This is a genomic window from Brevundimonas sp. EU05-FHT14B07 (genome assembly GCF_058790795.1).
Map to the genome: position 1 here is coordinate 84,495 of NZ_JBYTCZ010000004.1, position 24,948 is coordinate 109,442.

Here is a 24,948-nt window from a genome sequence, read left to right on the forward strand (position 1 = left end):
TTCAAGACGCCCCTTAACCGACGTGGGACAAGGTCGTCTTCTCCCCTCCAAGGACCGTCATGCGTCATCTGCTTCTTGCGACCTTCGGGCTCGCGCTTGTCCCCGCACCCGTGATGGCCGAGCCGAACTGGCTGGTCTCCACACCCGAAACCCAGCAGGTTTCGGCCGAGCGCCTGACGGCCATGGACGCCGCCGTCCGCGCCGGGACCTTCCAGAAGATCACCAGCGTCCTCATCGCCCGCCACGGCCGACTTGTGCATGAAGTCTATTTCGATGAAGCGGGCCGCGAGGCCCGACGCAACACCCGCTCCGTGACTAAAACCGTCACCGCCATGCTGGTCGGCGCCGCGATCGCGCGCGGCGACATCGCCAGCGTCGACGCCCCGGTCCTGCCCTTCGTTTCGGACCACGGCCCATTCGACAATCCCGATCCGCGCAAGGCGGCGATCACGGTCGAGGACCTGCTGACCATGAGCTCGCTGCTGGAATGCGACGACGACAATTCCTTCTCGCGTGGCAACGAGGAGCGGATGTATTTGATCGAGGACTGGGTCAAGTTCGCCATGGACCTGCCGATCCGGGGCTTTCCGGCCTGGATTCCGAAACCGGCGGACCAGCCCTATGGCCGGGCGTTCAGCTATTGCACCGCCGGCGTGACCACCCTGGGCGCCGTGGTCCAGTCGGCGACGGGCGAACCGCTTCAGGCCTTTGCGCGCGACGCCCTTTTCGACCCGCTGGGGATCGAGGGCGAGCAGTGGCAGACCTCGCCAACGGGCCTCGCTCAGGGCGGCGGCGGCCTGGGCCTGCGCAGCCGTGACCTGCTCACATTGGGCCAACTGTTGCTGAACCAGGGCCGCTGGGACGGGCGCGAAGTCCTGCCAGAAGCCTTTGCGAAGGCCATGACCGCCCCACATTCCAAGGTCGATCCCGACCGAGGTGACTATGGCTATCTGGTCTGGCTGCCGACCTATCAGGTCAATGGCGTGGCCCACCCCGCCTGGAGCATGGCTGGGACCGGCGGCAATAAGGTAGTGATCGTTCCGGATCTGGACGTGGTCGTGGTGGTGACGACCGAGAACTACAACGTCCGCAATCCGCACGGCATCGCCGACACCCTGATCGCGGACCACGCGCTGGCGGCAATGAAGTAAGGCGTTCGTTCGCGCTTCGCGAATGAACGAGGGTGGTCGTTGGCGAACGGCGGCCGTTCATCGCCGCAAGCGCGGTGGTGAAGGGCGGGGGACGACGGCACGGTCCGGTCATTGAGGGCCGGTCGTCGGTCCTCTCACCGACACAGGATACGCCGTCATGAAGACTGTCGCCGCCATCGCTCCCGTCCTCGCTCTCGCCGCCGCCCTTACCGTTGCGGCGCCGGCCGCGCCCGCCTTCGCCGCCGACCTGACCGTCGCCTTCCCGAGCGCGGCGCCCCAAGGCCAGATCATGGTCGCTGTCTTCAATAGCGAGGCCAACTACGGCGGCGTGGGCCAGCCGGCCCAGGTCGCCAAGCTGGATGCAGCCGCCGGCCAGACCAGCGTCACCTTCGACGGCCTGCCCGACGGCGACTATGCGGTGCGCGCCTTCCATGACCTGAACGGCGACGGGAAGATGAACACCAATCCCTTCGGCATGCCGGTCGAGCCCTTCGCCTTCTCCAACAACGCCGTCGGCAATATGGGACCGGCTTCATGGGAACGCGCCAAGTTCACCGCCGCCGGCGCGACGACCCAGTCGATCGACCTGAAGTAAGCGACGAAAGCCGGAGCTCGATCATGACCCCCTCACGCCGTTCTTTCCTGATGGGCGCCGCCGCCCTCTCGGCCGCGGTCGCTACGCCCGAGATGGTGCGCGCCGCCGCGGCCCTAGACGCCGTCGCCGCGACGAAGGCCGACTGGGCGCTGGCGACCCAGGACGTCGAAGGCGACATCGCGCGCCAAACGATGCGCCTGGTCCACGGCCGGGCGCCGGCGGGGTTGCAGGGCGCGTTGTATCGCAACGGACCGGCCAAGTTCCGGCGGCCAGGCGGGTCGGCGACTCACTGGTTTGACGGCGACGGCATGATGCGCGCCTTCCGCATCCAGGACGGCCAGGCGACGCTGGAGGCGCGGTTCGCCGACACGCCCAAGCGCCGCACCGAAACGGAATTGGGCGCCGTGGTCACGCCGGGCTTCGGCACCAAGGGCGACGACCGCGCCCGCATTGGCTCGAACGACGACGCCAACGCGGCCAACACCGCCGTCATGGTCGCCGGCGATCAGGTCTGGGCGCTGTGGGAGGCGGGATCGCCGCTGGCCCTGTCGGCGTCGGACCTGTCGACGGGCAACTTCGTCACCCTGCGCGATGATTTGAAAGGCATGCCGTTCCAGGCCCATCCGCGCTACGCCCCCGACGGCTCGATCTGGAACGTTGGGTCGGCGGGCGGTCAGGCCGTCATCTGGCATCTGCGCCCGGATCGCAGCCTGAGCGACGCGCAGGTCGTGCCCCTGCCGCGCGCCAGCTATATGCACGACTTCACCGCCACCGCCCGGCACGTGATCTTGGTGCTCCAGCCTTGGGTGTTCGCGACCCACGCCATGCCGGTGACCGCAGGCCTGACCTGGCGACCCGAGATGGGGACGCAGGTCCTTGTGCTGGACAAGGACGACCTGTCGAAGCGCCGCCTTTATGAGTTGCCGGGCTTCTTCCACTTCCACCTGGGCGACGCCTGGGCCGAGCGCGACGGCACGATCCGCTTCGATGTCGCGGCCAGCGGCGATCCGCGCTTCGCGGTCGATGGCGCGCGGGTTCTGGTGGACGGGCATGGGGTCGTTCCGGGCGATCCGGCGAAACTGGCGCTGATCACCCTGCGGCCGGATGGTCGCGCCGACATGACCTACAGCGATGTCGTCGGCGAATTCCCGAAAGCGGACCCGCGTCGTGCAGGACTGAAGCGCAGCCTGACCGCCCATACCTCCGGCGAGACTCGCGGCCGGCCCCTGCCGACGGGACTGGCGGTCCACGACTGGGACAGCGGTCGCTCGCACGCCTTTGAATTCGGCGTGCATCAGGTGGTCGAGGAGGCGGTCTTCGTGCCCAAGCCTGGCGCGACGGCGGAACGGGACGCCTGGCTGGTCGGACCGTCGGTCAATCTGAAGGATGGGCGGACGGAACTGCACGTCTTCGACGTGGCGCGGATCGAGAACGGCCCGGTCGCGACCTGGCAGGCGGACGTGGCCCTGCCGGCCGGCTTCCATGGCGTCTGGGCCGGATAGTTAGGGTGGGCACAACCTTTGCGGGCCTTCACGGTTCGAAAAGGCTGACGTGCCAAGGTGAGACCATGACCCCCGTCCAGACGCCCGCCGATCTTCGCCCCATCACCGCCCTGCGCTTCGGCGCCGCCATGTGGGTCGCCGTCTACAGCTTCTGGGAAAACCTGGCGGGCGCCGGCCAGTCGGGCTTGGTCTCCAAGGGCTACTTGGGGGTCGAGCTGTTCTTCGTCCTGTCCGGCTTCATCCTCAGCCACGTCTATCTGGCGGCGGCGGGCGAAAAGCGGTTCTCGTATCGCGGCTTCCTGTGGGCGCGGATCGCGCGTGTCTATCCGCTGCATATCGCCACGCTGATCGGCGTGGGGCTGCTGGCGGCGGCCGCCCTTTTCGCCGGCATGAGCGTGGACGCCAATGTGCTGAGCTGGGCGTCGCTGCCCGCCAACCTCTTCATGGTCCACGCCTGGGGGCTGGCGCCGGTCGCGGGCTGGAACCATCCGTCCTGGTCCATCTCTGCGGAGTGGTTCGCCTACCTCTGCTTCCCGCTGTTCGCCTTCGTCTTCTGGCGCATGCGTCATCGGCCGATCGCGGCGGTGGTCGGGGCCGCAGCCTTCCTCGTCATCCTCTATTTCGCGTTCGAGCAATTGGCCGGGTTCGCCTTGACCGAGGCGACGATCCGCTGGGGCGCGCTGAGGATCGTGCCGTGCTTCGCCTTGGGCTGCGCTCTCTATCTCGTTTATCGCCGCGCGCCGTTGAAGGCGCCGTGGATGTGCGCCGCCGTCTCGTTCGGCCTGATGGTGCTCAGCGCCGCGCTCGGACTATGGGACGGCGTCACGGTTCTGCTGGCCGGCGCCCTGATCCTGTCGCTGGCCTCGCTGCCCAACGCGCGCGCCGGATGGCTGGCGTCAAAGCCTGCGGTCTACCTCGGCGAGATCAGCTATTCGGTCTATATGGTCTGTGTGCCGTGGAAGCTTCTGGCGGTCGGTCTGGCCGCCAAACTGTTCGACGCGCCCGACAAGCAGCTTCAAATTTTCGTGTGGTTGGCGATCCTGGCCCTTCTGCCGGTTGTCGCGGCCGTCTCCTATCATCTCGTCGAACGCCCGGCGCGTAAGGCTCTGAGAGACATGGCCGACAAGCGCGCCAAGCGTCACAACAAGGTTTCAGAAGGAAATATGAAGCACGGCGATATGCCGAAACAACTTGCGACAGGGCGTGATCCCGTGGCCTAAAGGGCGCTTCCAAGGCGGGTCGGGATACCCCAGCATGACGAAACGGCTCAAAGCCGCCGCGGTTGCGGCGACCCTCGGTTTTTTTGCGCTGGGCGCCGTCCCCTCCACCGCAAAGGCTGATGAGCCCTACTGGCAGTGCGTGACCTTCGCGCGCATGTTCTCTGGCATCAACATCTTCGGCGACGCCTGGACCTGGTGGCGCCAAGCCGCCGCCAACTTCCGCACCGGCAAGGCCCCGGAAACCGGCTCGGTTCTGGTCTTCCGCCCCGAGGGCCGCATGAGCCGTGGCCACGTCGCCGTCGTCTCCGACATCCTGACCGACCGCGTGGTGCGCGTGACCCACGCCAACTGGGGCGGCAGCCGCGGCAAGGTCGAAGAGAACGTCACCGTCGTCGACGTCTCGCCCTCCAACGACTGGTCGCAGGTCAAGGTCTGGTACAATCCGATCAACGATCTGGGCACGACGGTCTATCCGACCTACGGCTTCATCTACAAAGGCGCCCGCGACGCCTTCGACGCCGGCCGTCAGATCGCCGCCAACGTCTCGGCCCAAGGCCAGCATTAAGGACCGGCGCCAAGCTTGCACCGCCCGCCATCGCGGGCGATAGGCGGGCATGACCCAATCCAGCGACATCACCTACGCCGGCTATCTGGCGTTGGACGACCTGCTTTCGACCCAGCACCCGCTGTCGGACCAGCACGACGAGATGCTGTTCGTCGTCATCCATCAGACCAAGGAACTGTGGCTCAAGCAGATCCTGCATGAGACGGCCCTGGCCCAGTCGATGGTGCGCGCGGGCGACCTGGTCCCGGCCTACAAGAGCCTGGCGCGTGTCTCCCGCATCCAGGCGGTGATGACCCACAGTTGGGACATTCTGTCGACGATGACGCCGTCGGACTATCTGCGGTTCCGACGGTCGTTGGGGTCATCGTCCGGCTTCCAGAGCGACCAGTTCCGACGTTTTGAAGCCATGCTGGGCCTGAAGGACGCCAGCTTCCTGAAGTTCCACGAAGACCGCCCCGAGGCACTGGCCGCGCTTCAGGCCGCCATCGCTGCGCCCAGCCTTTACGATGACGCCCTGGCCCAACTGGCCAAGGCCGGTCTGCCGGTGCCCGCCGAGGTGCTGAACCGCGACGTGACCAAGCCCTATGAGCCGTCCGAAGCCGTCGAGGCGGCCTGGCTGGAGGTCTATCGCGACACGGAACGGTGGTGGGTCCTTTATCAGCTGGCCGAGAAGCTGGTCGATCTGGACGACGCCCTGCTGACCTGGCGGCACAAGCATGTCGTCACGGTCGAACGCATCATCGGTCGGCGTCGCGGCACGGGCGGAACCGAAGGCGCGGCCTATCTGGCCTCGACCCTGACCAAGCGCTGCTTCCCCGAGCTGTGGTCGCTTCGCACCAAACTTTGATGTCGCAGGCGGCAACCTTCGCCGCGCCGGACCATTTCGCCGTTTGACCGCAACAGCGGAAGGAATGGACGAGATGAGCAACCCCAACGCCCACGACATCAAGGTTCTGAACGGCCTGATCGAAACGACGCTGGACAGCGCGGACGGCTATCGTGAAGCCGCCGAACAGACGCAAGACCCGCACTACCGCACCCTGTTCGAGCGCCGCAGCAGCGAACGCCAGCAGGTCGTCGATGACCTGTCGGCCGCCGTGCGCGGTCTGGGCGGCGATCCGGAGTCCGATGGATCGATTCTGGCCAAGGCGCACCGTGCGTTTCTGGATGTGAAACACGCCCTGCTACGTAACGACGATTCCGTCGTCGGCTCGATCAACTCGGGCGAGGGGTTCATCGCCAACAAATATGAAAAGGCGCTGGAAGACACCGGCATTTCCGCCACCACGCGCGAGACGATCCGGCGCGCCTATGCTGCGGTGAAGACCGAGCATGAGCAGATGGAAGCCCTGAAACACAGTCTCGAAGGCCAGCGTGACGCGGCCAATCCCTTGTTCCCGCAGTAATCCCGAACTGACGGAATAGAAAAAGGCCCCGGCGTCACCGCCAGGGCCTTTGTCATTTGATCATCTACCTGAAACTAGGCTTCTTCGGTCTTGGCGGCCGAACCGGTCTCCGGAACGACGACGCCCTTGGCGGGACGAACCGTCTGGCGCTCGGCGATACGGGCCGACTTGCCGCGACGATCGCGCAGGTAATAGAGCTTGGCGCGACGCACGACGCCGCGGCGCTTCACTTCGATCGACTCGATGTTCGGCGACAGGATGGGGAAGCGGCGCTCGACGCCTTCACCGAACGAGATCTTGCGGACCGTGAAGGTTTCGCTGATGCCGCCGCCGTCGCGGGCGATGCAGACGCCTTCGAAGGCCTGAACGCGTTCGCGCTCGCCTTCCTTGATCTTCACGTTGACGCGCAGGGTGTCGCCGGGCTGGAATTCCGGGATTTTGCGTTCGCCCAGGACGCGGGCTTTTTCTTCGGCGTCCAGCTGTTGAACGATGTTCATGTCATTTCTCCTCGGGCTTTGCGCCCTTTAGCTGTGAGTTGGCGAGATGCGCCTGCCAGAGGTCCGGCCGCCGCTCCCGCGTAGTCGTCTCCCGCTGCGCCTCGCGCCATCCCGCGATCTTCTTGTGATCGCCCGACAGCAGCACCTCGGGTATCTCAAGCCCCTCGAACGTCCGCGGTCGCGTGTACTGCGGGTGTTCCAGAAGCCCATCCTCGAAGCTTTCGGACCACAGGCTGTCGCCTGAGCCGAGCACGCCGGGGATCAGTCTTACGCACGCCTCGATCGCGACCATCGCCGCCGCCTCGCCGCCGGCGAGAACCGCGTCTCCGACCGAGACCTCCTCGAACCCGCGTGCGTCCAGCACCCGCTGATCCACCCCCTCGAAACGGCCGCACAGCACGACGATCCCGTCGGCTTTCGCCCATTCCTTGACGCGCGCCTGGGTCAGGGGTCGACCCCTGGCGCTCATGTACAAAAGCGGCCGTTTCGGTCCCGGCAGGCTATCCACCGCCCGGGCCACCACGTCCGCCTTCAGCACAGCTCCGGGGCCGCCACCCGCAGGGGTGTCGTCCAGGAAGCCGCGCGTATCTGTGGAAAAGGCGCGAATGTCAACCGTTTCCAGGCTCCACAAGCCCTTCTCGCGCCAGGCCGTGCCGATCAGCGACACCCCGAGCGGGCCCGGAAAGGCCTCGGGAAACATGGTCAGGACGGTTGCGGTAAAGGGCATGGCGGCGGCTCATACACATAAAGTCGGAAAAAACCGACTCCACACCTCTCCCTCCCCGCTCCGGGGAGGGTGGCTGAGCGCGGCGAAGCCGGGTGGGGAGGGCAAGGCGCGTTCTCGGCAATCCTTCCGGCATCAGCAAGTGCGCCCCTGCCGGGCCGCCCCCACCCTGTCGCTTCGCGACATCCCTCCCCGGAGCGGGGAGGGAGAGTCGTTTAGGCCGCCGGCGCCCCGCCGCCCGCCGCGATCCAGCCATCTACCTGGTCCTCCAGCACGTCGAGCGGCACGGAGCCGGAACCCAGGACCACGGCGTGGAAGTCCTTGATGTCGAACCGGTCGCCCAACGCCGTCCTAGCCCGGTCGCGCAGTTCCTCGATCTTCAGCTCGCCGATCTTGTAGCTGGTCGCCTGGCCGGGGTTGGTGATGTAGCGCTCGACCTCCTTTTCTATGTCGCGCTCGGACAGCAGGGAGTTCTGGCGGAAATAGTCCATCGCCTGCTCGCGGCTCCAGCGCTTGGCGTGCAGGCCGGTGTCGGTCACCAGACGCACCGCGCGCCACAGCTCGGTCGAGAGGCGGCCGAAGTCGGAATAGGGGTCCTGATAGAAGCCCATCTCCTTGCCCAACTGTTCGGCGTACAGTCCCCACCCTTCCGCATAGGCGCCGTAGCCGCCGAACCGGCGGAAACGCGGCAGGCCCTCGATCTCCTGCGCATAGGCGATCTGGAAATGGTGGCCCGGCGCGCCCTCATGATAGCTGATGCCCTCGATCTGGGGCTTCAGCACCTGGGTCATGTCCGACAGATTGACGTAGTAGATGCCCGGCCGCGATCCGTCCGGCGCCGGCGAGTTGTAGAAGGCGATCGAAGCCGTCGCCTCGCGGAACGGCTCCACCGCCCGCACCTCCAGCGCCGCCTTGGGCAGGGTCGAGAACCATTGCGGCGCCGCCGCCATCACCTGGGCGATGAAGCCGCGCGCGTCGGTCAGATACTGCTCCTTGCCCTCGGGCGTATTCGGATACTGGAACCGTGGATCCGTCTTCAGGACGGTGAAGAACGCCTGCAGCGAGCCGGTAAAGCCGACCTGGGTCTTGATGGTCTCCATCTCGGCCTGGATGCGGGCAACCTCGGCCAGACCGATCTCATGGATCTGGTCGGCGGTCAGGTCAGTGGTCGTCGAGAGCTGGAGCCGGGCGTTGTAATAGGCCTCGCCCTGCGGCAGGCGCCACACGCCCGCGTCGCTGTCAGCCTTGGGCTGCACCTCGGCCAGCGCCGTCAGAACGGTCTCGAACCCGGCCTTGTAGGGTCCGGTCAGGGCCGCGCGGCCTTCCGCCAGCAGCCGGTCCTTCGTCGCCTGATCCGTCTCCAGCGCCGCGACCTTTTTGTTGAAGTCGGCCCAGACCGGATTGTCCGCGCCATCGTCGAACGGCGCGCCGGTGACGACGTTGCGGGTGTTGGCGATGGATGGGGCGAAGACGAAGCGCGGCGAGACGACGCCCGCCGCCGCGCGCTGACGCAGTTCCTCGGCCACCTGATCCATCTGCGTCTCGGCGGCCTTGATCCGCGCGACATAGGCCTCGGCGTCGGCCACGCCGGAGACCCGGTGGTTGTTGATCAGAAAGACCGGCAGGCTGGTGGTCGGATTGCCGTTGGCGGCGAACTGAAAGCCCCAGTCGCGCCACTGGTTCGACAGTCGCGTCTGCTGGACGCCATATTCGAACATCCGCCAAGACAGCGCCGCCTGCGGCCCCAGCTTCTGCGGATCGAACTGGGCCTTCATCTGCGCCAGCTGCGCCTCCTGAAGCGCCAGGGCGCGGTCGGCGGCGGCGTCCGACACATCGTCCAGCTTGTCGTAGTCGGTCTTGATGCCCAGCGAGGTCATTTGCTGCGGGCTCAGCGCGATCCGCGCCTGGAAGGCCTGCTCAAAGAAGGCGTTCAGCCGCGCGTCCTCGCTTTCGGCCGCGGCTGTCTGTGCGGGGACGGAGGTTTGCGCCAGCGCGGGCGCGGCGGACAGTACCGCCATCATGGCGGCGGACGAGATCAGAAGACGACGCATGAATAACCCCTCGTGAACCAGGGCGCACCTTCGGGGCCGCGTGCGCGCGGCGCAAGCGATCAATGCCGCCGCCGTTGCGGCGATCCGACACGTTGAAAGCAAAATTTTCGATACGGCGTCGCTTGATGCAACCCAAGTTCAGGGTCGGCGTTTCGACGAAACTTGACCATACCAACAAGGGTTCACACCATGCGCAAGATCATCACCCTGTCCATCGTCGCCGCCGCTCTGGCCGTGTCGGCCTGCAACACCATCGCCGGCGCCGGTCGCGACGTCTCGGCCGCCGGTTCGGCCGTCACGCAAGGCGCGAACGACGCCAAGAACTAAGGCTTTTCGAAAGCCGATGTTGGAAAGGCCCGCCGGACCCCGGCGGGCCTTTCTCGTATCCGTCGCATGACGATGTTACGGTGCGCCATCATTCGGGAGACGGCGATGGGCTTTCTGGACAATGTGGCGAAGGGTCTCGGCGACGACGCCGCAGGCAGTCTGAGCGACCTGCTCAAGGGTCAGGGCGGGGTCGGCGGACTGGCCGAGAAGTTTGGTCAGGCGGGCCTGGGTGATGTGATCGGCTCCTGGGTCGACACGGGTCCGAACGCCAACATCTCGCCTGAGCAGATCACGGCCGTCCTCGGCCACGGCCCCATCGCCGACATCGCCGCCAAGATGGGCGTGACCCCCGAACAGGCTGGCGAGACCCTGGCCGGTCTTCTGCCCGAAGCCATCGACCGCTTGACCCCCGGCGGTCAGATCGACGGCGCCGACGACCTGCTTGGCAAACTGCCGGGTGGCCTGGGCGACATGATCGGCGGTTTTCTGAAGCGCTGAAGCCTCAGGACGGCTGGCCTTCGGTCGCCGCGATCGCAGCATCTCCTTCCAACGCGGCCTTCTGGCGCGCCTGCAAGGCGGTTTGCTTGCTGGCCACGATGAAGGCCAAGACGATGGCGAACACGCCGATGATCGTCGAATAGAGGAAGAAGACGACGTAGCCCGCGCCCAGCGCCGCCGGCGTCACGCCGCTCGTCGCCGCTCCCGCCGCCAAGGACCCTTCGGGCAATCGCGCGAACAGCGCCCGCAAACCCGCGAACGGTCCTGTCCCCTCCGCAGCCCGCGCCGACGCCTCGACGATCCGGCCAGACTGCGATGCGATCAGCTTGCCCGGGAGCGCATAGAGCGAACTGAACAGGGCGTACTGCGTCGCGGTGAAGCCAATCGACGTCAGGCTGGACATATAGGCGATCAGGGCGGTGCCGGCGTAGCCGGTGGCGACGTTATCCACCCCGATGGCGACGGTCAGGGCCGGGATGCTGGGGCCCTGGGTCGCCAGCCAAGCGAAGACCAGGTTCGACACCGGGCTCATGAAGGCGCCGATCACCATGGTGCGGATCAGGCCCAGCTTGGCTACCGACCAGCCGCCGACGAAGACGCCCAGGGTGGTCATGACCACGCCAAACACCTTTCGCACCTCGGCCAGTTCCGTCTTGGAGAACCCAAGATCCAGATAGAAGGGGTTCATGATGTTCAGCACGAAATCGGCCAGGCGATAGACGCAGATCAGCGCCAGGATCAGCGTGGCGACCCCCGCGAACCGCTTGTAAAAGTCCACCACGGGTTCGCCGAACGACCCTGCCAGATAGGCGCCAGGTCGGGTCTTCACGCCAGGCACGGGCCAACACGCCAGCACCATCACCGCCAGGCCAAGGAAGACCAGGCCAACCTGCAGATAGACGCCCTCGGGCTTGGCCGAGAGGGCCGACGCCACCGCCGCCTTGCCTTCCGCGCCCACGCCGAACAGTCCAAACATCGCATTCAGCGGGCCCGACTGGCCGGTCAGGCCTGACCCCAGCACCATCGCCGCCACACCGATGACGGCCAGGCGCACGATCCATTCGATCACCTCGAAGCCAGGGCGAGACGGCACGTCACCGACCGGGATGGCGCGGATGGAATGGGCCTTTTCACGCGGGGCGAACAGAACGCCGGCGATGCCAAAGCCCATCAGAGCGGCCATCACGGCGTAGGACAGGTTCCAGTTATAAAGATCAGCCAAGACCAGCGGCACGGCGCCCGCGACGATCATGGCGACCCGGTAGCCCATCTGATAAGCGGCGGCCATGGCGCCATGCCGGCTGTCGTCGGCGGCCTCGATCCTCCAGGCGTCGATGACGATGTCCTGCGTCGCCCCGAAGAAGCCGACCAGGGCGGCGAATCCAGCCACCGCGATCAGGGCGTTGGCGGGGTTCAGCGTCGAGATCGACCACAGGCCGAACACGATCACGGCCTGCGTCACCAGCATCCAGGCGCGGCGATGACCCAACAGCCGCGTCAGTCCAGGCACGGACGTCCGGTCGATCAGCGGCGCCCAGACGAACTTCAGCGAATAGGACAGGGTGGCCAAGGCGAAGAAGCCGATCACTTCGAGCGTCTGGCCGCTCTCGCGAAGCCAGGCGGACAAGGTGTCGAAGATCAGCAGGTTCGGCAGGCCCGCCGAAAAGCCCAGCAACAGCATGATGAAGACGCGCCGCTCGCCATAGACGGCGAGGCCGCCGAAACGGCCGGCGGGCTTGCCGTTGGCGGGGGGATGGGCTTGGTCGGTCATGCACGGCTCCGGCGCGGCGGCCGGAAACGCGGGCGCCTGTAACTCAGCCGACCTTGGCGCGGATGTCGCGCTTCGTCCAGCGGGCGAGGGCGGCGCGCAGGGCTTCGGCGTCCAGCGGCTTGACAATATGGTCGTCCATGCCGGCTTCCAGACAGGCGCGTCGGTCCTCGGCGAAGGCGTTGGCGGTCAGGGCCAGGATCGGCGTCGTGTCGCCGGCCGCGCGGATGGCGCGGGCGGCGGCGGGGCCGTCCATGCCGGGCATCCGCATGTCCATAAAGACCACGTCGTATCGCGCGCGTTTCAGCGCCGCGACGGCTTCATCGCCGGTGGCGGCCGTCTCGACGGTGCAGCCCTCGCGGCGCAACAGGGTGCGGGCCAGAAGCGCGCCGACGGGATTGTCCTCGGCCAGCAGGACGCGAATGCCTGCGAACTGCACGGGGGCGACGCGGTCGTCTTCGACATGGGCCGCGACGGGAGCGGCGCTTCTGTCGCCCGTCTCGGCGCCGATGGCCGCCAGGACCCGTTCGGCCAGGGAGGCGCGACGCAGGGGCTTGATCAGATAGCCGTGGAAGCCGGCGGACCGATACCGCGCGATCAGATCGCGCTCCGACGGTTTCAGAAGGACGATTCCACGGCCGGTGGCGGGCAGGGCGGCCAGGCTTCCCGTCGAGGCGCCGGCGTGATCGATCAGGGTCACCGGCGCCTGGTCGGCGATCGTGCCGCCAGAGGCCTCGATCTGGGCGCTGGCGGCGGACTGGACGAAGGGGTCGGGCGAGCGCACCGAGACCTTATGATTTCGCAGCGGCTTGTCCCGCGCCACGGCGACGGCGGCGAAGGCAGCCTCGAAGCGGAAGCGGGCGCCCCTGCCGGATGTGGCGCCGTCGGGCCGGTCCTCGACCCGCACCGAGCCCTCCATGGCGGCGGCCAGTTTGCGCACGACCGCCAGCCCCAGGCCGGCGCCGTCATGCCGCACGGCGTCGGAGGAATCGGCATGCCCGAACTCCTCGAAAATGCGCGCGCGGGCCTCGGGCGCGACGCCCGGCCCGGTGTCGTCGACCAGGAAGGCCAGGCGCGGGCGGGCCGCGCTGCCGCCGGCGCGTTCGACTGTGATCCGCACGCCGCCGGTCTCGGTGAACTTCACGGCGTTGCCGGCGAGGTTGAACAAAACCTGACGCAGCCGGCCCTCGTCGGCCAGGACATCGGGCGCGTCGGCGGCCACCGACCAGACGATCTCCAGGCCCTTGTCGTGGGCGCGCGGGCTGAGAAGTTCGGCGACGCCGCGCACCAGCCCTTCCAGATCGACCGGCGCCAGGTCGAACTCCAGCGCCCCGGCCTCCAGCCGCGCATAGTCCAAGAGATCGTTGACCAGACCCAGCAGATGTTCGGCCGACTGACGCGCGTTTTCGGCATAGGCGCGCTGGGCGCCGTCCAGCCGGGTCCGTTGCAAGAGGTTGATCATGCCGATGACGCCGTTCAGCGGCGTGCGCATCTCGTGGCTCATCAGCCGCAGGAACTGCTGGGCTGGGTCGATAGGCGTGCTCGCCCGCTCCTCAATCCGCTTCGTCGCCGTCCGTCGCGTCATGGCCGTCTCCCCAACGACACGGAGCCTAAAGGTCGACGGTTAAGGATGTCTCCACCATGACGCGGGCGCGTCACGCGTGCAGGAAGGGAGTCTGCTCGTCGTCGCCCTCGCGCAGGCCGAACCCTTCATGGCGCTGCGCCACGCGGCGGTCGAAGTCGGCTTCGGCGCCGATGGTGGTGCGGCGGTAGATCAGGGCCTCGGCGATGTGGCGACGCAGAACGCCGGTGCTGCCGTCGAGGTCGGCGATGGTGCGCGCCAGGCGCAAGGTGCGGGTCCAGCCGCGCGCGGTCAGGCCGCCGGCCTCGCCCGCCCGCATCAGCAGCATCCGCCCCGCCTCGTCCGGCGTGGCGAACCGATCCAGCGTGCCGCCGGAGGCGCGGGCGTTCAGGCCTTGGGCGGCGTCCAGCCCGGCCTCGCGCACCCGGTTCTCCTGCATGGCGCGGGCGGTCGCGACGCGCGCCCGGGCTTCGGCCGTGCCCTCGGCGGGCGGGGGCAGGGCCATGTCGGCGGCGGTGACCGGCGGCGTCTCCACCGTCAGGTCGATACGGTCGAACATCGGACCCGAGACGCGGTTCTGATAGTCGCGCTGGCAACGCGGAGCCTTGCCGCATGCCCCGCGTCCGGCCCCGCCCATGCCGCAGCGACACGGATTCATCGCCGCCACCAACTGGAACCGCGCGGGATAGCGAATGTGGGCGTTGGCGCGGGCGACGACGATTTCGCCCGTCTCCAGCGGCGCCCGCAGCGAGTCCAGGGCTTGGGCCGAGTATTCCGGCAGCTCGTCCAGGAACAGCACGCCATTGTGCGCCAGCGACGCCTCGCCCGGCTTGGCGCGCAGACCGCCGCCGGTCAGGGCCGCCATCGAGGCGGAATGGTGCGGGCTGCGGAACGGGCGATCGCGGGTCAGGGCGCCGCGTTCGATCAGGCCGGCGACCGACCAGACCATCGAGGTCTCCAGCAACTCCTGCGGGGTCAGGGGCGGCAAGAGGCCGGGCAGGCGCTGCGCCATCATCGACTTTCCCGACCCCGGCGGGCCGATGAAGAGCAGGTTGTGGCCGCCGGCCGCCGCGATCTCCAGCGCGCGCTTGGCGCTTTCCTGACCCTTGACCTCGCGCAGGTCGGGCACAGCCTTGCCGTCCGCCAGCGGTCCGGGCTCGGGCGCGCGCAGAACCTGGGTTCCCTTGAAATGGTTGACCAGGCTGATCAGAGAGCGCGGCGCGAGGATGCGGGCGCCGCCGGCCCAGGCCGCCTCCGGTCCCGTCGTCTCGGGGCAGATCAGACCCAAGCCCATCGCGTCGGCGGCGACGGCGGCGGGCAGGGCGCCGCCGACCCGCGCGATCTGGCCGTCCAGCCCCAGCTCGCCGATGGCGGCCCAGCCGTCAAGCGCATCGGGCGCGATCACCCCCATGGCCGCCATCAGGGCCAGGGCGATGGGCAGGTCGAAATGGCTGCCCTCCTTGGGCAGGTCGGCCGGCGCCAGATTGGCGATGATCCGTTTGGCGGGCAGGGCCAGACCGATGCCGGCGAAGGCCCCGCGCACCCGCTCCTTGCTTTCGGCCACCGCCTTATCCGGCAGGCCCACGATGTTGAAGATGGTCGGCCCGTCATTGCCGATCAACTGGACCTCGACGTCCACGCGCCGGGCTTCCACCCCGTCAAAGGCGACCGTGACAACCCGCGCGACCATGTCGTTCTCCCACCTGAGTGGGAGAACGAACCATGAACTGAAATCTAATTCAAGTGGTGATCACGCAACCTGTGCAGCGCGTTTGGCTTCGATGGTGTCCCACATCAGGGCTGTGGCGTCGATGCCGGTGAAGGCCTTCAGCTGCTGGGCGCCGGTGGGGGAGGTGACGTTGATCTCGGTCAGATAGTCGCCGATCACGTCTATGCCGACGAAGATCAGGCCGCGTTCCCTCAGCGTCGGGCCGATGGCGGCGCAGATTTCCCGGTCGCGCGGCGTCAGCTCGACCGGCATGGCCGTGCCGCCGACATGCAGGTTCGAGCGCACCGCGCCTGCCGCCGGGACACGGTTGATGGCGCCGACGGGCTCGCCGTCGATCAGCAGGATGCGCTTGTCGCCCTTGGACACGGCGGGAATGAATTTCTGGATCACCAGCGGATCGCGGCTGCCGGCGGCATGGATCTCGATGAGGGCGTCCAGGTTGGGGTCGTCGGCGCGCAGCTTGATGACGCCCGAGCCGCCGTTGCCATGCAGGGGCTTCAGGACCACCTCGCCATGCTTCTTGTGAAAGGCGTCCAGGGCGACGGGGTCGGCCGAGATCAGGGTCGGCGGTTGCAGGCCGGGGAAGGCGGTGACCATCAGCTTTTCGGGGGCCGACCGCACCTGGGCCGGGTCGTTGACCACCAGGGTCCGGGGATGCACCGTCTCCAGCAGATAGGTGGCCGTCACATAGGCCATGTCGAACGGCGGATCCTGGCGCATCAGGATCACGTCCACGTCCTCGGCCAGATCCAGCTTTTCCCAGTCGCCGAAGTCGACATGGTTGCCGACCTCGCGCCGCACGGTGATCGGGCGCGCGCGGCAGTAGAGGCGGCCCTCTTCCAGCGCCAGGGTGCGGAAGTCATAGACCCACTGTTTGTGACCGCGCGCCTGGGCCGTCTCGGCCATCAGGAAGGTGGTGTCCCCGGCGATGTCGACGGCCTCGATCGGGTTCATCTGAATGGCGACTTTAAGCATCGAGGCTTTCCTTGCTTTGGCAGGCACGAATGGAATGGGAGCGAAGAAGCTCCACCGCAACCCCATCCGCTCATCCCCGCGAAAGCGGGGACCCAGTTCTTTCGCCCGTCAGCGCATTGGATCGATCAAGGGCATCCATCGGACACGCCTTATCGCCCAAAGCGCTGGGTCCCCGCTTTCGCGGGGATGAGCGGAGTATGAAATCAGTCCAACTGACGCGCTTCTTCGGCCAGCATGATCGGCACGCCCTCGCGGATCGGATAGGCCAGTTTGGCGCCCGCCGAGATCAACTCGTTGGCGTCGCGGTCATAGGTCAGCTTGCCGCGCGTGACGGGGCAGACCAGCACCTCCAGAAGGCGGGGATCGACCGAGACCGGGGTGTTGAAGGCGTCACTCATGGCGGGTTCCTGAAAGCGTGGCCGCTTATTGCATGGACGGCGCGGCGTCGTCACCGCCGTCAGCGGCGTCGATGCGCATCAGGGCGGTCAGGGCCTCGGCGCGGGGCATCAGGCCCATGGCCTCCAGCAGCGCCTGTTTCTCGGCGGGTTCGAACGGCAGAGCCATCGACAGGCTGTTGACCAGGGCCTCCATCGGCGCGGTCTCGGCCGTCTCCCAATCGATGTCCAGGAGCCGGTGGGCCATATAGGCGCGCAGGGCGTCGAGGAAGGCGTCCCTGTCGAAGTCCGGCTCCTCAGGCGGGGAGACCAGATCGTCCTCATAGGCCTCGAAGGCCGCGCGAACCTGGCGGTAGGGGGTCTTGGACGGCATTTCGGCGGCGATGCGGAACCGCGATACGCCGGTCAGGGTGATCAGATAGCGCCCGTCGGAAGTCTCGGCGAAACTGGTGATCCGACCCGCGCAGCCGACCGGCGACAGGCCGGGCAGGGCCGGCGTGCCGCCCTTGGGCTGGACCAGGCCGATGATCCGGTCGCCGGCCATGGCGTCGTCCACCATGTTCAGATAGCGCGGCTCGAAGATGTTCAGCGGCAGCTGTCCGCGCGGCAGCAGGATGGTCCCGCCCAGCGGGAACACCGGGATCACCTGGGGCAGGTCGATGGCGCGGACATAGCCTTGAGGCATCACTTCTCCTTGGCCTATCGCCTTTCGGGCGACTTGAGGCCGGTGGTATCGCGCTTACGAAAACAGAATGGACGACAGGCGGCGACGGCCATCCTTGGACACGTCCGAGGTCAGGCCCGCCGCCTCGAAGATGACAAGCAACTGTTTGCGGGCCGCCTGATCGTTCCACTCGCGGTCGGCCTGGATGATGGCCAGCAGATTGTCGACCGCGCCCTTGAAGTCGCCGGCCGCGCTCTGGGCCTCGGCCAGGTCGAAACGCGCCTGATGATCGTTCGGATCGGCGGCGACCTTGGCCTCAAGTTCGGCCGAGGCGCCGGCCAGATCGCCGGTGGGCACCTTGGACGCGAGGGCCAGCTGAGCGCGCACGCTCTGGACCGTCGGCTCCTTGGAATCCTGCGGCGCCATGGCGATGGTCTGCGCCGCCTGTTCGGGGTCGCCGCCCGCCAGATAGACCCGCGCCATGCCGGCGATCGCCTTCTCGTTCTCAGGCTCGATCGACAGAACGTGGGCGAAGGCCTGGGCCGCGCCGCCGAAGTCGTTCAGGCCCAGCGATTCCTCGCCCAGCTCCAGCAGTTGCGCCGTCTCGGTCGAGCCGCCCTGACCGCCGGTCAGCTTGTCGATGAAGGCCTTGATCTGACTGTCGGGAATGGCGCCCTGGAAGCCATCGACCGGCTGGCCGTTGACGAAGGCGTAGACCGTCGGGATCGACTGCACCCGCAGCTGGCCCGCATAGGCCGGGTTGGCGTCCACATCGATCTTGACCATCTTCACCGCTCCCTTGGCGGCGCGCACGGCCTTCTCCAACGCCGGGCCCAGGGTCCGGCACGGCCCGCACCAGGTGGCCCAGAAGTCGACGATGACCGGCTGATGTTTCGACGCCTCGATGACGTCGGTCATGAAGGAGGCGTCGGTGCCTTCCTTTATCAGGTCGCCGGCGGCGTCGGGGGTCAGGGTCGGGTCGAGCAGGGTCATGGGCGAGGTCCGCGCAGAGATCGGTCAGGTTCAACGGTTCAGATGGCGTCGGGATGCGTCGGCATCAAGCCGGGAAAAGATCGCGCCGGGATTTCAGACGGCAGTCGTGAAAAACACCGTCTAATTCGTCTAATTCGTCTAATTCGTCTAAAATCGCCTCTCGTCGCCGCGCGCTCGATCCATGATTTGCGAGATGGGGCTTAGGCCGCGAGGTTCAAGCGGTTGGCGTCAAGCGGTGACTACCGCGCAAACGCAAGGCTAGCCGGCCTGCCAGAAATATGACGCTAGGCCGATCAAGATGGCTAGGCTTAGGCAGGCTCTCAGCGCCAATGAGGGCTTGTACCAATCATTGCGTCCCTGAAGCACTGCCGTTTGATGTTCACGCACTCCGCGTTGCAACATGACGAAGGTTGATAGCCCGACGAGCGGCAACCATGCGTACGAAGACGTGACCCAGACCCAAGTCTCTTGGATCAGGTTGTTCACTCCCAAGAAAGATAGCATCGCGACCACAAGTGAGATTATCGCCAGCGCCCACATTGCTACTGTCCAACGATCTGGCATCAAATATCCCTCAAAGCCTCGAAATCCACAACGACCGGCTCACGCCCCAGCAGCGCCAGCACCCGCCGGAAGGCCGACTGATCCAGGGCGGTGGTCGCCGTATTGGTCAGGGGGTGGAAGTTGACGACGGCGGCGTCCCACAGGCGCTGGTCCAGCACGAAGGTGACGCGGCGGTCGGTATCGTTGATCAGGCCCAGCGCCGTGACCGAGCCGGGGCGGACGCCCAGCGTTTCCCACATCAGCGTCTCGTTGCCGAACGACAGGCGGCCCGACCCCATGACGGCGGCGGCGCGTTTCAGGTCGATCACCGTGTCCTGACGCGCCGAGATCAGCCACAGCCGGCCTTTGTGATCCTTGAGGAACAGGTTCTTGGTGTGGGCGCCGGGCAGGTCGGCCTTGAGGTCCAGCCCTTCCTCGACCCGAAAGACGGCCGGGTGGTCGTGGGTGAGGTGATCCACGCCGTTCGCCTTCAGCCAGACGGTCAGGGTCTCGCGGTCGAAAGCGGGTGCGTCAGTCATGGTTGAGCCGTCGGGTTTCGGGCGTTAGGAAATGGTCATGGTCGATACCGTCAACACGCGCCCGCTGGAACTGGAATGCTATCCGATGACGGCCCGCCCGCCGGACCTCGTGCCCGGCCGCCAGTCGCGTAACTGGATGGACGCCTTCATCAGCCGCCACCCCTATCGCTGCCTGCCGCTGAACATGGCCAACACGACGGGGTGGGAAATCCTGTGCCCGTTCGGCTTCTCGGCCGAGTGGAACGGCGGTCCGCGCCAGGAAGACATCGTCATCACGCCGGATCGGCCCCAGCACGATCTGGCCCATTTCGTCACCTCGCACTTCTCGCGCGGGGTGCTGACCATGCATCCGCAATATCTGTTCCGCACGCCGCCCGGCTGGGGGATGATGTGTTCGGGGTCGCCTAATCATGTGAAGGACGGCATCCAGCCGCTGGTCGGCCTGATTGAGACGGACTGGCTGCCCTTCCCCTTCACGATGAACTGGATCTTCACCCGGCCGGGGCGGATCACCTTCGAGAAGGGCGAACCCTTCTGCTTCATCAATCTGATCGAGCACAAGAAGGTCGAGCAGTTCCAGCCGATCATCCGCACGCTGGAATCCAACCCGGTGATGAAGGGTCAGTTCGAGGCCTGGAACCGCGCCCGCACCGACTTCAACCAGCGTCTGGCCGGAGGCGACCCGGATGCGGCCAAGGAGGCGTGGCAGCGCTACTATTTCAAGGGCGAGGTGCCGGAAGATCTGGGCACGGCGCCGGCGACCCACTCCAACAAGCGCCGGCTGAAGTCGCCGCGCGTGGGATGAAAGAAAAAGCCCCTCTCCACGCCGTGGAGAGGGGCTTTCAGCATCAGGCCGCCGGGCGGGTGACCTGCGGACCCAGGTTCTGGATCACCTCGCGGGCGTCGAAGGCGTTGGGGTCGTTGGCGGGTTTGGGGCCGCGGCCCAGGACGATTTCGGCATTGGCCTCGAAGCGGTCGACCTGGCGGACGTCGAAGTCGTTAACGCCCCACGGGCCGTAACGGTCCCATGGGCTCCAGAAGCCGCTGCGGTAATAGCGCCACGACGGACCCCAGTAGGGGCTGTAGAAGCGGTTATAGCCCGAATAGAACGGATCAGGCGTACCCACGAAGCGGGTGTCGCGGTCGGTGGCGCGATTGACGGTGGAGAACCAGTCGTAACCGCTCTCGACCGTCAGTTCGGCCGAACGCAGCAGCAGCGACTGTTCGACCTGTTCGCGCGACGTCAGCGAATTGCCCGAGAAGCTGACCCGGAAACGGTTGTTTTCCAGGCGCTGCTCAGCATAGCCGCCACGCTGGCCGTTGAAGCCTGCGGGTTGATACGGGGTGGCGGTGGCGCAGGCCGCCAGAGCCAGACCGGCGGCGACGGTCACCGCCAGGGTCTTCAGGGGGAGGGTTTTCATGACATCAAACTCCTTGATCGCCCATTCGGGCGCTCTGACGGCTGAACGGAGCATGAACGAAGGCGTTCCCGACCACTGTATGACGAAGCGTCGCGGCGTCTAGAGCCGATGAACGATCAGCACGGCGGCGACCATCAGCAAAAGGCCGACGAAGACGCCAAAGCCTTTGCGAAAGCGCGGTTGCTGCATGCGGCGCGACAGGGCGGCGCCGGACAGGGCGTAGGTGCTCATCGACACCATATCCATGCCGATGGCCGCCATGGCGAACATCGCCATCTGCGGCGCGACCGGGCGGTTCACGTCGATGAAGGGCGGCAGGACGGCTGTGAAAAACAGGATGGCCTTGGGGTTGGCGATCTGGACGGCGAACCCGTCGATCAGGGCGCTGCGGCCCTTCTTGACGACGACCGCGTCGGGATCGGCGGCAGTGGCGAAGGCGCCGCGCAGCGCCTTGATCCCCAGCCAGGCGACATAAAGCGCGCCCAGCACGGCGATGACCTTGAAGGCGGCGGGGAAGGCCTTGACCAGGGCGCCGAGACCCAAGGCCGCCGCGCCGAACCACACCAGGGTCGCGGCGTTCATGCCCAGCACGCCGATCAGGGCCGAGGCGCGGCCCTTCTCAACGCCGGTCGCGACGGCGAACAGATTGGCCGGGCCGGGCGTGATCGCCATCACCGCCATGACGCCGAGGAAGGTCGAATAGAGGTGCGGATCGACGGGCAAGGCGGGCATGCGGCGCGATGTCGCTGCTTAGTCTGTCGCGGTCAAGGCGCTCTGTCTCCTCCCCGCGTCGCGGGGAGGTGGCGCGGCGCATCTTCGCGCCGTGACGGAGGGGTTCTTCACCGCCAGTACGCATCCGGGCGATTACAAGAGCCCCTCCACCGCTGCGCGGTCCCCCTCCCCATTGCATGGGGAGGAGATAAAGACGTTAGGCGGCCGGACGGGCCGGCGGCGCCGGCGGTTCGGGCGCTTCCGGGGCCTCGGGCGCTTCGACGCCCTCCTCGACGACGGCGTCGGCGGCCTGGTCCAGCGCGTATTGGGCGACCAGGCTGTAGGTCTCCATCTGCTCGGGCGTCGGATTGGTCCAGGCGCTGTTGCGGGCGATGCCTTCGGCGGTGACGACGCCTTTCTGCATCCCCTCTTCCATCGCCTGTTTGACCTCGGGGTCATTCAGCGCCTCAGCGACAATGGCGTCGACGTCGATGTCCTTCAGGGCTTGGGCGGCCATTTCGGTGGCGTGTTTCGTGGTCTCGGCGGTGAAGGCGGCGACATCGGGCGCATAGTCCGACCACAGGGCGGCGATGCGACGGCCGCGTTCGGCCTCGCTCAGGCTTTCGTCTTCGGAAATCGCCTCGGCGCGTTCGCCAAAGGTCTCCATGCGCGCTTCGAAAGCCTCGGCGGCGGCTTCCATGCGGGCTTCGGCGGCTTCAGCGGAAGCCGGAGCCGAAGCCGGCGTGGAGGCAGGCGCGGGGGTCTGCGCCAAGGCCGAGGAGAGGGGCGCGAGCGCCAGGGCGGCGGTCAGGCTGAGCAGGCGGATCATGGGACGGCTCCCGTTGAATGACCCGCTCAAACTCCGCCCTCAGCCGCCCCGTCTCAAGTGAAATCGCGGTAAGGCTCGGCTTACTGCGGTTGGGCCGGGGCTGCGGCCGCCGCTGCAGCGGCGGCGTCGATCTTGCCTCGAACATCGGCAGGAATGCCCTTGATCTGCTGGATCGCCGGCGCGAGCTGCTCGGGCGTCGCCTGGCCGCTGCTGACGGCGAACGTCTGGACATCTTGGGCGAAGGCGTCGACCTCGGGCTGATACTTGGCCTGCACGGCGTCCAAATCGGACTTGGCCTTGGCCTTGTCGGCTTGAGCGGTAGCGGCCTGCATTTCGGTCGCCATGGCTTCCATGCGCTCCTGGAAAGCTTCCGCCTTGGCCTCGAAGGCGGCTTCCTCGGGGCTGTCCGCTTCTTGGGCGGGCGCCGGAGCGGCCTGCGGCGCAGGCGCAGCGGCCTGACCGGCGGCGAAGGCGGGGGTGGTCAGGGCCAGGACGGCGACGGCCGCGGCGGAAGACAGAAGGCGCATCGGAAACTCCACGACGGGCCGCCTTGCGGCCCCGAACGAGGCTGCATCCCAGCCCCGGCCGCACCCTCCTACAGTCCGGTCAGATTTCAAAGACCCGATAAGGCTTGTCGCCCAGGGTCTTCAGTACCGGCAGGGCCACATTATAGACGGGCGTGCCCTTGGTGGTGCGTCCCTCCGGTCCGCCGCGATGGGCATGGCCGTGAACGACCAGACGGACGTTGTCGTAGCGATCAATGGTCTCGGCCAGGCGCGACGACCCCAGGAAGGCGTGGATTTCGGGCGGCTCGCCCATCACCGTCTCGACCACGGGCGCATAGTGCAGCAGCACGACCGAGCGTTCGGTGCGCAGCATGCGGATCGAGTTTTCGATCAGATTGGCGTCCTCGACGGCCTCCTGCACGAAACGCTTGATCGAGGCCTCGCCAAACGAGGAGAGCATGTAGCGGCCGAAGCCGCCGACGAACCCCTTGCCGCCCGCAAAGCCGACGCCGTCGATCTCATAGGCCTCGCCGGTCAGCATCTTGACCCCGGCGTCGGTCAGCATCTTGGTGACGACCTCGGGCTGGCCGCACTCGTGCTCATGATTGCCCAGCACGCCGACCATCGGGATTTTGCAAAGCTTGAGATCCTCAAGCAGCCGCTCGACCTCGGGCGTCTTGCCGTAGTTGGTCAGGTCGCCGCAAAGGCACAGCACGTCCGCATCGTCCGACACCCGTTCGAACAGGTCGCGATAGCGATGCTCGGTGGTCTCGCCGACATGAAGGTCGCCGACGGCGGCGACGCGCAGCGTCTTGGCGGGGCCGGGCTCCAGGCCGGGTTGGGTCGTCTGGGGATCGGGGACGGCGTCGGTCATGGCGGCTTACCTTTCAGTGGCCCAGGTTGACGGGGTCGTGGCGTTCCTCCAGCCCCTTGCCCACCACGTCGCCAAAGCCCCATTCGGCGACGTCGGCGACATAGTCGCGCGGGCTGAACAGCCGGCCGCGACAAACCTTCACACGCGGCGCCGGCAGATCGATCTGGGCCGTCAGTCGCTGGACCAGTTCTTCCATCAGCCAGCGCGGAATCCGGTCGCGCTCGGTTGGATAGGCGAAGCGGAAGTTCAGCAGATGCGCCGCCAGCACCTCCCAATACAGGTCCATCTGGTCCAGCAGGCTCTTCCAGTCGATGGCGTCGGACTGTTTCAGGATAACGTGGTTCACATCGGCCCCGTCATAGCGGTAGCGGTCCTGAATGAAGACCTTGGACAGGATCAGCGCTGTGGGCGGGGTGATCTGGACCTGATGGCCATAGACGGTGATCCGGTCCTCGCTGAACCAGCTGTCGGACACGGCGATGGTGCCGTTGGACATGGCGAAGATGACGTCGAAGAAGTGTTTCTCGTCCTTCCAGACCTTGGCGATCCAGCGCTCGTCCTCGACGTCGGTGCGGTAGCCGTGCTTCTGGAAGAAGGCCAGGATGCGGGGGTAGTCGCCAGGCTTGCAGAAGACGTCCAAATCCTTGGTCGGACGACGGATGCCGGTGTAGGCCGTGACCGCATAGGTGCCCGACAACAGGAAGGGAATGCCGCTCTCTTTGAGCAGGCGCAGGCTCTCTTCATAGAAGGCCAGGGCGTCCGCCGGCGGCTCGAAGGTCGGTTCGGCGATCACGTCTGACATTGGCTGGGGCCCTTCGCTGGCAAGGGCGAGTAAACGGCGACGCTGAACGGCGGTTCCGCAATCCTACCTAGGTCGGCCGCT

Annotated in this window: 27 protein-coding genes; 10 read left to right on the forward strand and 17 right to left on the reverse strand. The window is 66.9% G+C overall.

Going from position 1 to position 24,948, the window contains the following annotated elements:
- The first annotated feature begins 59 nt into the window (after positions 1 to 59).
- From AC3WRC_RS10805 to AC3WRC_RS10835, 7 genes are all read left to right on the forward strand, one after another.
- Positions 60 to 1,151, forward strand: a complete 1,092-nt coding sequence (locus AC3WRC_RS10805; RefSeq protein ID WP_055754671.1) for a serine hydrolase domain-containing protein — start codon at positions 60 to 62, stop codon at positions 1,149 to 1,151.
- Positions 1,152 to 1,308: 157 nt separating this feature from the next.
- Positions 1,309 to 1,746 (forward strand): DUF2141 domain-containing protein, encoded by a 438-nt coding sequence (locus AC3WRC_RS10810; protein ID WP_492303845.1) that lies wholly within the window; start codon positions 1,309 to 1,311, stop codon positions 1,744 to 1,746.
- Positions 1,747 to 1,769: 23 nt separating this feature from the next.
- Positions 1,770 to 3,248: a carotenoid oxygenase family protein gene (locus AC3WRC_RS10815; RefSeq protein ID WP_492303846.1), complete on the forward strand. Its 1,479-nt coding sequence runs from the start codon at positions 1,770 to 1,772 to the stop codon at positions 3,246 to 3,248.
- Positions 3,249 to 3,313: 65 nt separating this feature from the next.
- Complete coding sequence (locus AC3WRC_RS10820; RefSeq protein WP_492303847.1) at positions 3,314 to 4,468, forward strand: acyltransferase family protein; 1,155 nt, start codon at positions 3,314 to 3,316, stop codon at positions 4,466 to 4,468.
- Positions 4,469 to 4,502: 34 nt separating this feature from the next.
- Positions 4,503 to 5,033: a CHAP domain-containing protein gene (locus AC3WRC_RS10825; protein WP_055754667.1), complete on the forward strand. Its 531-nt coding sequence runs from the start codon at positions 4,503 to 4,505 to the stop codon at positions 5,031 to 5,033.
- 49 nt (positions 5,034 to 5,082) lie between these two features.
- On the forward strand, positions 5,083 to 5,880 hold the full coding sequence (locus AC3WRC_RS10830; RefSeq protein ID WP_492303848.1) for a tryptophan 2,3-dioxygenase: 798 nt from the start codon (positions 5,083 to 5,085) through the stop codon (positions 5,878 to 5,880).
- Between the two features lie 73 nt (positions 5,881 to 5,953).
- Positions 5,954 to 6,439: a PA2169 family four-helix-bundle protein gene (locus tag AC3WRC_RS10835; RefSeq protein WP_039247171.1), complete on the forward strand. Its 486-nt coding sequence runs from the start codon at positions 5,954 to 5,956 to the stop codon at positions 6,437 to 6,439.
- A gap of 74 nt (positions 6,440 to 6,513) precedes the next feature.
- On the opposite strand, the gene rplS is transcribed toward AC3WRC_RS10835, so the two are convergent.
- The 3 genes from rplS to AC3WRC_RS10850 form a co-directional block, all read right to left on the reverse strand.
- A complete protein-coding gene (gene rplS, locus AC3WRC_RS10840; RefSeq protein ID WP_017505017.1) occupies positions 6,514 to 6,936 on the reverse strand; it encodes a 50S ribosomal protein L19 in 423 nt (140 codons plus the stop codon).
- Position 6,937: 1 nt separating this feature from the next.
- Positions 6,938 to 7,663, reverse strand: a complete 726-nt coding sequence (gene trmD / locus AC3WRC_RS10845; protein WP_316409002.1) for a tRNA (guanosine(37)-N1)-methyltransferase TrmD — start codon at positions 7,661 to 7,663, stop codon at positions 6,938 to 6,940.
- 212 nt (positions 7,664 to 7,875) lie between these two features.
- The gene (locus tag AC3WRC_RS10850; protein ID WP_492303849.1) at positions 7,876 to 9,711 is read right to left on the reverse strand and encodes a DUF885 domain-containing protein; all 1,836 of its coding nucleotides are present in this window, start codon (positions 9,709 to 9,711) and stop codon (positions 7,876 to 7,878) included.
- A 189-nt stretch (positions 9,712 to 9,900) separates the two neighbouring features.
- On the opposite strand from AC3WRC_RS10850, the gene AC3WRC_RS10855 reads away from it, so the two are divergent.
- Both AC3WRC_RS10855 and AC3WRC_RS10860 read left to right on the forward strand, forming a co-directional pair.
- Positions 9,901 to 10,038, forward strand: coding sequence for an entericidin A/B family lipoprotein (locus AC3WRC_RS10855; RefSeq protein WP_039247129.1), 138 nt, complete (start codon positions 9,901 to 9,903; stop codon positions 10,036 to 10,038).
- A gap of 66 nt (positions 10,039 to 10,104) precedes the next feature.
- Positions 10,105 to 10,536 (forward strand): YidB family protein, encoded by a 432-nt coding sequence (locus AC3WRC_RS10860; RefSeq protein ID WP_492303850.1) that lies wholly within the window; start codon positions 10,105 to 10,107, stop codon positions 10,534 to 10,536.
- 4 nt (positions 10,537 to 10,540) lie between these two features.
- Here the strand turns inward: AC3WRC_RS10860 and AC3WRC_RS10865 are convergent, their stop codons facing one another.
- The 8 genes from AC3WRC_RS10865 to AC3WRC_RS10900 form a co-directional block, all read right to left on the reverse strand.
- Positions 10,541 to 12,307 carry an AmpG family muropeptide MFS transporter gene (locus AC3WRC_RS10865; protein ID WP_492303851.1) on the reverse strand — a complete coding sequence of 589 codons (1,767 nt, stop codon included), beginning with the start codon at positions 12,305 to 12,307 and terminating at the stop codon, positions 10,541 to 10,543.
- 43 nt (positions 12,308 to 12,350) lie between these two features.
- Complete coding sequence (locus tag AC3WRC_RS10870; RefSeq protein WP_492303852.1) at positions 12,351 to 13,889, reverse strand: response regulator; 1,539 nt, start codon at positions 13,887 to 13,889, stop codon at positions 12,351 to 12,353.
- Positions 13,890 to 13,959: 70 nt separating this feature from the next.
- A complete protein-coding gene (locus AC3WRC_RS10875; protein ID WP_492303853.1) occupies positions 13,960 to 15,576 on the reverse strand; it encodes a YifB family Mg chelatase-like AAA ATPase in 1,617 nt (538 codons plus the stop codon).
- A 60-nt stretch (positions 15,577 to 15,636) separates the two neighbouring features.
- A complete protein-coding gene (gshB, locus tag AC3WRC_RS10880; RefSeq protein ID WP_492303854.1) occupies positions 15,637 to 16,590 on the reverse strand; it encodes a glutathione synthase in 954 nt (317 codons plus the stop codon).
- Between the two features lie 203 nt (positions 16,591 to 16,793).
- Positions 16,794 to 16,988, reverse strand: coding sequence for a Trm112 family protein (locus tag AC3WRC_RS10885; protein ID WP_055754657.1), 195 nt, complete (start codon positions 16,986 to 16,988; stop codon positions 16,794 to 16,796).
- A gap of 25 nt (positions 16,989 to 17,013) precedes the next feature.
- Positions 17,014 to 17,670: an LON peptidase substrate-binding domain-containing protein gene (locus AC3WRC_RS10890; protein ID WP_492303855.1), complete on the reverse strand. Its 657-nt coding sequence runs from the start codon at positions 17,668 to 17,670 to the stop codon at positions 17,014 to 17,016.
- 54 nt (positions 17,671 to 17,724) lie between these two features.
- The gene (gene trxA / locus AC3WRC_RS10895) at positions 17,725 to 18,642 is read right to left on the reverse strand and encodes a thioredoxin (protein ID WP_492303856.1); all 918 of its coding nucleotides are present in this window, start codon (positions 18,640 to 18,642) and stop codon (positions 17,725 to 17,727) included.
- Positions 18,643 to 19,205: 563 nt separating this feature from the next.
- A complete protein-coding gene (locus AC3WRC_RS10900) occupies positions 19,206 to 19,724 on the reverse strand; it encodes a prolyl-tRNA synthetase associated domain-containing protein (protein ID WP_492303857.1) in 519 nt (172 codons plus the stop codon).
- A gap of 37 nt (positions 19,725 to 19,761) precedes the next feature.
- Between AC3WRC_RS10900 and AC3WRC_RS10905 the strand changes: the two genes are divergently transcribed.
- Positions 19,762 to 20,529: a DUF6065 family protein gene (locus AC3WRC_RS10905; protein WP_156146787.1), complete on the forward strand. Its 768-nt coding sequence runs from the start codon at positions 19,762 to 19,764 to the stop codon at positions 20,527 to 20,529.
- Between the two features lie 43 nt (positions 20,530 to 20,572).
- On the opposite strand, the gene AC3WRC_RS10910 is transcribed toward AC3WRC_RS10905, so the two are convergent.
- From AC3WRC_RS10910 to AC3WRC_RS10935, 6 genes are all read right to left on the reverse strand, one after another.
- Entirely contained in the window at positions 20,573 to 21,145 is a 573-nt protein-coding gene (locus AC3WRC_RS10910; protein ID WP_026108394.1) for a CC0125/CC1285 family lipoprotein, read from the reverse strand.
- Between the two features lie 99 nt (positions 21,146 to 21,244).
- Positions 21,245 to 21,877: a LysE family translocator gene (locus AC3WRC_RS10915; RefSeq protein ID WP_492303858.1), complete on the reverse strand. Its 633-nt coding sequence runs from the start codon at positions 21,875 to 21,877 to the stop codon at positions 21,245 to 21,247.
- A 196-nt stretch (positions 21,878 to 22,073) separates the two neighbouring features.
- Positions 22,074 to 22,685 carry a hypothetical protein gene (locus AC3WRC_RS10920; protein WP_492303859.1) on the reverse strand — a complete coding sequence of 204 codons (612 nt, stop codon included), beginning with the start codon at positions 22,683 to 22,685 and terminating at the stop codon, positions 22,074 to 22,076.
- A gap of 80 nt (positions 22,686 to 22,765) precedes the next feature.
- Complete coding sequence (locus AC3WRC_RS10925; RefSeq protein ID WP_492303860.1) at positions 22,766 to 23,212, reverse strand: translation initiation factor IF-2; 447 nt, start codon at positions 23,210 to 23,212, stop codon at positions 22,766 to 22,768.
- 79 nt (positions 23,213 to 23,291) lie between these two features.
- Positions 23,292 to 24,065, reverse strand: a complete 774-nt coding sequence (locus AC3WRC_RS10930) for a metallophosphoesterase family protein (RefSeq protein ID WP_185225515.1) — start codon at positions 24,063 to 24,065, stop codon at positions 23,292 to 23,294.
- A gap of 13 nt (positions 24,066 to 24,078) precedes the next feature.
- Complete coding sequence (locus tag AC3WRC_RS10935) at positions 24,079 to 24,867, reverse strand: nucleotidyltransferase family protein (protein ID WP_055754649.1); 789 nt, start codon at positions 24,865 to 24,867, stop codon at positions 24,079 to 24,081.
- Positions 24,868 to 24,948 lie beyond the last annotated feature (81 nt).

Coding starts and splice junctions, on each gene's coding strand:
- AC3WRC_RS10805 (WP_055754671.1), top strand. CDS start 60: ATGCGTCATCTGCTTCTTGCGACCTTCGGGCTCGCGCTTGTCCCCGCA.
- AC3WRC_RS10810 (WP_492303845.1), top strand. CDS start 1,309: ATGAAGACTGTCGCCGCCATCGCTCCCGTCCTCGCTCTCGCCGCCGCC.
- AC3WRC_RS10815 (WP_492303846.1), top strand. CDS start 1,770: ATGACCCCCTCACGCCGTTCTTTCCTGATGGGCGCCGCCGCCCTCTCG.
- AC3WRC_RS10820 (WP_492303847.1), top strand. CDS start 3,314: ATGACCCCCGTCCAGACGCCCGCCGATCTTCGCCCCATCACCGCCCTG.
- AC3WRC_RS10825 (WP_055754667.1), top strand. CDS start 4,503: ATGACGAAACGGCTCAAAGCCGCCGCGGTTGCGGCGACCCTCGGTTTT.
- AC3WRC_RS10830 (WP_492303848.1), top strand. CDS start 5,083: ATGACCCAATCCAGCGACATCACCTACGCCGGCTATCTGGCGTTGGAC.
- AC3WRC_RS10835 (WP_039247171.1), top strand. CDS start 5,954: ATGAGCAACCCCAACGCCCACGACATCAAGGTTCTGAACGGCCTGATC.
- rplS (WP_017505017.1), bottom strand. CDS start 6,936: ATGAACATCGTTCAACAGCTGGACGCCGAAGAAAAAGCCCGCGTCCTG.
- trmD (WP_316409002.1), bottom strand. CDS start 7,663: ATGCCCTTTACCGCAACCGTCCTGACCATGTTTCCCGAGGCCTTTCCG.
- AC3WRC_RS10850 (WP_492303849.1), bottom strand. CDS start 9,711: ATGCGTCGTCTTCTGATCTCGTCCGCCGCCATGATGGCGGTACTGTCC.
- AC3WRC_RS10855 (WP_039247129.1), top strand. CDS start 9,901: ATGCGCAAGATCATCACCCTGTCCATCGTCGCCGCCGCTCTGGCCGTG.
- AC3WRC_RS10860 (WP_492303850.1), top strand. CDS start 10,105: ATGACGATGTTACGGTGCGCCATCATTCGGGAGACGGCGATGGGCTTT.
- AC3WRC_RS10865 (WP_492303851.1), bottom strand. CDS start 12,307: ATGACCGACCAAGCCCATCCCCCCGCCAACGGCAAGCCCGCCGGCCGT.
- AC3WRC_RS10870 (WP_492303852.1), bottom strand. CDS start 13,889: ATGACGCGACGGACGGCGACGAAGCGGATTGAGGAGCGGGCGAGCACG.
- AC3WRC_RS10875 (WP_492303853.1), bottom strand. CDS start 15,576: ATGGTCGCGCGGGTTGTCACGGTCGCCTTTGACGGGGTGGAAGCCCGG.
- gshB (WP_492303854.1), bottom strand. CDS start 16,590: ATGCTTAAAGTCGCCATTCAGATGAACCCGATCGAGGCCGTCGACATC.
- AC3WRC_RS10885 (WP_055754657.1), bottom strand. CDS start 16,988: ATGAGTGACGCCTTCAACACCCCGGTCTCGGTCGATCCCCGCCTTCTG.
- AC3WRC_RS10890 (WP_492303855.1), bottom strand. CDS start 17,670: ATGCCTCAAGGCTATGTCCGCGCCATCGACCTGCCCCAGGTGATCCCG.
- trxA (WP_492303856.1), bottom strand. CDS start 18,642: ATGACCCTGCTCGACCCGACCCTGACCCCCGACGCCGCCGGCGACCTG.
- AC3WRC_RS10900 (WP_492303857.1), bottom strand. CDS start 19,724: ATGACTGACGCACCCGCTTTCGACCGCGAGACCCTGACCGTCTGGCTG.
- AC3WRC_RS10905 (WP_156146787.1), top strand. CDS start 19,762: ATGGTCGATACCGTCAACACGCGCCCGCTGGAACTGGAATGCTATCCG.
- AC3WRC_RS10910 (WP_026108394.1), bottom strand. CDS start 21,145: ATGAAAACCCTCCCCCTGAAGACCCTGGCGGTGACCGTCGCCGCCGGT.
- AC3WRC_RS10915 (WP_492303858.1), bottom strand. CDS start 21,877: ATGCCCGCCTTGCCCGTCGATCCGCACCTCTATTCGACCTTCCTCGGC.
- AC3WRC_RS10920 (WP_492303859.1), bottom strand. CDS start 22,685: ATGATCCGCCTGCTCAGCCTGACCGCCGCCCTGGCGCTCGCGCCCCTC.
- AC3WRC_RS10925 (WP_492303860.1), bottom strand. CDS start 23,212: ATGCGCCTTCTGTCTTCCGCCGCGGCCGTCGCCGTCCTGGCCCTGACC.
- AC3WRC_RS10930 (WP_185225515.1), bottom strand. CDS start 24,065: ATGACCGACGCCGTCCCCGATCCCCAGACGACCCAACCCGGCCTGGAG.
- AC3WRC_RS10935 (WP_055754649.1), bottom strand. CDS start 24,867: ATGTCAGACGTGATCGCCGAACCGACCTTCGAGCCGCCGGCGGACGCC.